The 3,262-nt window shown below is 33.2% G+C and carries 3 protein-coding genes; 2 read left to right on the forward strand and 1 reads right to left on the reverse strand.

The window, feature by feature from the left end; translation table 11 throughout:
• A partial coding sequence (locus BG20_RS09090) for a 1-deoxy-D-xylulose-5-phosphate synthase N-terminal domain-containing protein (protein ID WP_010194258.1) occupies nt 1-1,282 on the reverse strand: 1,282 nt, incomplete at its 3' end.
• Nucleotides 1,283-1,361: 79 nt separating this feature from the next.
• Here BG20_RS09090 and BG20_RS09095 point away from each other — a divergent pair.
• A complete protein-coding gene (locus BG20_RS09095) occupies nt 1,362-1,739 on the forward strand; it encodes a hypothetical protein (RefSeq protein WP_010194259.1) in 378 nt (125 codons plus the stop codon).
• A 38-nt stretch (nt 1,740-1,777) separates the two neighbouring features.
• Complete coding sequence (locus BG20_RS09100; RefSeq protein ID WP_010194260.1) at nt 1,778-3,247, forward strand: leucyl aminopeptidase; 1,470 nt, start codon at nt 1,778-1,780, stop codon at nt 3,245-3,247.
• Nucleotides 3,248-3,262: the final 15 nt, after the last annotated feature.

The raw sequence follows: 3,262 nt of genomic DNA on the forward strand, positions 1-3,262 counted from the left end.
TCACAATAAGTTGATCAAGCGAAGGTAAGAATTTGTAAGACCATTCAGGAAGTTCTGTGTCAGGATTTATTGCAAGACCAACACCAACTTGATGCTGCTTTAATAGATCATGAATTTCACCAAAGCTTGATTCATTACAAACTTCTGCATGTACTGTAATTATATCAGAACCTGCATCAACATATTCTCTAACATGTTTTACAGGTTCATTGATCATCAAATGAGTGTCAAATGGGATAACAGTAAGAGGTCGTAGTTCCTTAATTTTTCTATGATCAAATGTTTTGGTCTGTACGAATTGCCCATCCATTACATCCAGATGGATGTAATCTGCTCGTCCTGCTACACATCGTTTTACTTCATTTTCTAGATTATTCATATCACCAGCAATGATTGAAGGTGCAATCATGAACTGAGAGTCAAGTTCCAAATTAATTAATGGAACTACATCGGAGTCAGGAGCCTTTCCATGCCATTGTGGATTATCTTCCATATGTTCAACACCTTTTCCTTTAATTGTTCTGGCAATAATTATTGATGGAATTCCTTTTGTAGAATTTGCTTTAGTTATTGCAGCATCAATTTGTTCAATTCTATGTCCATCTATTTCAATTACATTCCAACCAAATGATCTCCATTTGTCACCTGTTTTCCATCTTGATGCATCTTTCCACATTTCTGAAATATCATCTCCTTCTAACTTTTCATCTAAAGGCATTATTTTTTCAGTGTAAGAATCTTGTTGGATAAAATTTCTATCTAAAAAAGCCGTAAGATTATCAACTTTGTATTTTGCAGCAGTCATTGCCGCTTCCCATACTTGACCTTCATCAGATTCACCATCACCAATTATAGTATAGACATGATGATTTTTTTGATCAATTTTTGCAGCAAGTGCAACTCCTATAGAATAAGACAATCCAGTTCCCAAAGATCCACCACAGAATTCGACTCCAGGACATTTAAGATCTGGATGTCCCTGTAATTTACTACCAAATTTTCTCAAAGTTTCAAGATCTGATTCTGGAAAATAACCAGCTACTGCCATATTAGAAAATAGACCAGGTGCCGCATGTCCTTTAGATAGTACTAGTCTATCTCTATCTTCCCAATTAGGATTTTTAGGATCATACTTCAAATGTTTGTAAAACAAGCAACCTAAAATTTCAGCCATAGAAAAAGAGCCTCCAGGATGACCAGAGCCAGCAGTGTTTGTCGCTTTAATAACTAATTTACGGGCACGTAGAACATTTTTCTTGATTTGATAATAATTAAGGCCCATTTCTAAATTACAGCACTTGGTAAATTTAATAAAAATCTACTTCTGTAAAATTTTAATCTGATGTTCGCCAAGCGATACTATGGATGTCAAAGAGATGATCCCAATCATAGTTTATGATAATCAATGTTATTTGTGTGTAAAATTTGCAAAAGCAGTGGAATTTCTTACAAGAGGTAATTTAACAATGATTGGACATTATTCCGATATTGGTACAGAACTGAAAAAATCAATTTTGGGTGAATCAGCTTTGGAAATGTTTTGGTTTATAGACAATAATACAGCCTATGGTGGAAGAGCAGCTCTAATACCAGTAATTAAAGCAATTTTTTCTGCAAAAAAGAAAAAAATGAATAAAATTCAAGAAGATGAGAATTGTGAGCAAGAATGCAAAACGGTAAAATCTGTATTCATACGATCTGCAAGTTTATTCTCAAATAGCAAAAAAATAGATTTCTAGTAAATCTAAATAATGCATCAAGACTTTACGTCATAGCGATGAAAATTAGAGTAGAAAATCCAAAAAATTCTAAAAAAACCATGATGCTTTGCGGATTTGTTTTAGAAGATTCAGATAAAGTGTTAGGATTGGAAAAAGTAGATGCTAAAATCATTTCTTCACTAAAACAATCAATTAAGGATATGGGGGGAATGTTTGGCAAGATAGTATTCATTCCAAGTGAAGGAAAAACGTCTCGAATGCTTTTAGCGGGATTAGGTAAAAAAGAGAACTTCACTAATGATACTATAAGATTTGTTTCAGGTAAAATTGCGCAGAAAGCAAGAGAGTTAAAATTAAGAGAATTTTCCATAATTGTACCTCCAAGTTCTATAGTGGAACCAATTTCAGCTGTATCTCAAATAGTGGAAGGGTGTAAAATGTCATTATACAAATTTGAAAAATATAAATCAAAAAAGGAAAATATCATCCCAGATCTTACAATTCTAGTTTCTAAATCAGAAAAGATTTCTAAGATGATAAAAACTTCAGATATTATTTCTGATGGAGTTTTATTCACAAAAGATATTGCAAATTTACCACCGAATGACTGTACACCTACAACTTTAGCAAATGTTTCAAAGATTTTATCAAAAAAGAACAGAATGAAGTGTAGTATAATTTCAAAAAAGGAACTCGAAAAGAAAGGGTTTGGTGGAATTGTTGCGGTTGGTCAAGGAAGTAAAAACGAACCCAAACTAATAATCTTGGAACATCGTATGGGTTCTCGAAATGAAAAACCGATTGTATTAGTTGGTAAAGCAGTAACGTTTGACACAGGTGGTATTTCATTAAAACCAGGTGAGAAAATGGATGAGATGAAATTCGATAAGTGTGGTGGATGTACAGTGATTGGAATAATGAAAGCAGTGTCAGAATTAAAACTCCCAATAAACATAGTAGGAATTATTCCATCAGTTGAAAATATGCCAGGCGGTGAATCATATAGACCAGGAGACATCATAAAATTATACAGTGGTAAGACTGCAGAGATTTTAAACACAGATGCAGAAGGTAGAATAATTTTATCTGATGCATTATCTTTTGGAGAAAAACAATATTCACCAAAAGCAATTATTGATTTTGCAACATTGACTGGTGCTTGTATAATTGCACTAGGAACAAACGTAGCAGGCATTATTTCAAATGATGAAAAACTAACACAGAAAATTAAAGAGTCATCAAAAAGGACAACTGAAGAAATATGGGAACTTCCATTAAATAATGACTATATGGATATGATAAAATCAGATGTTGCAGATATGAAAAATGTTGGAATTGGAAGAGCCGCAGGAACAATTACCGCTGCAGCATTTTTAAGAAATGCCATAAAAGACACACCTTGGGTTCACATAGATATTGCAGGTGTTGCATGGACGCAGGTAGCTACAAAAGATAAACCGTATAATCCAAAAGGAGCTACTGGTTTTGGAGTTAGGTTAATTTTAGATTATTTACAGAATATCTGAATTTAGAAATATAGA

The organism is Candidatus Nitrosarchaeum limnium BG20, assembly GCF_000241145.1.
GTDB classification, from domain to species: Archaea; Thermoproteota; Nitrososphaeria; order Nitrososphaerales; family Nitrosopumilaceae; genus Nitrosarchaeum; species Nitrosarchaeum limnae.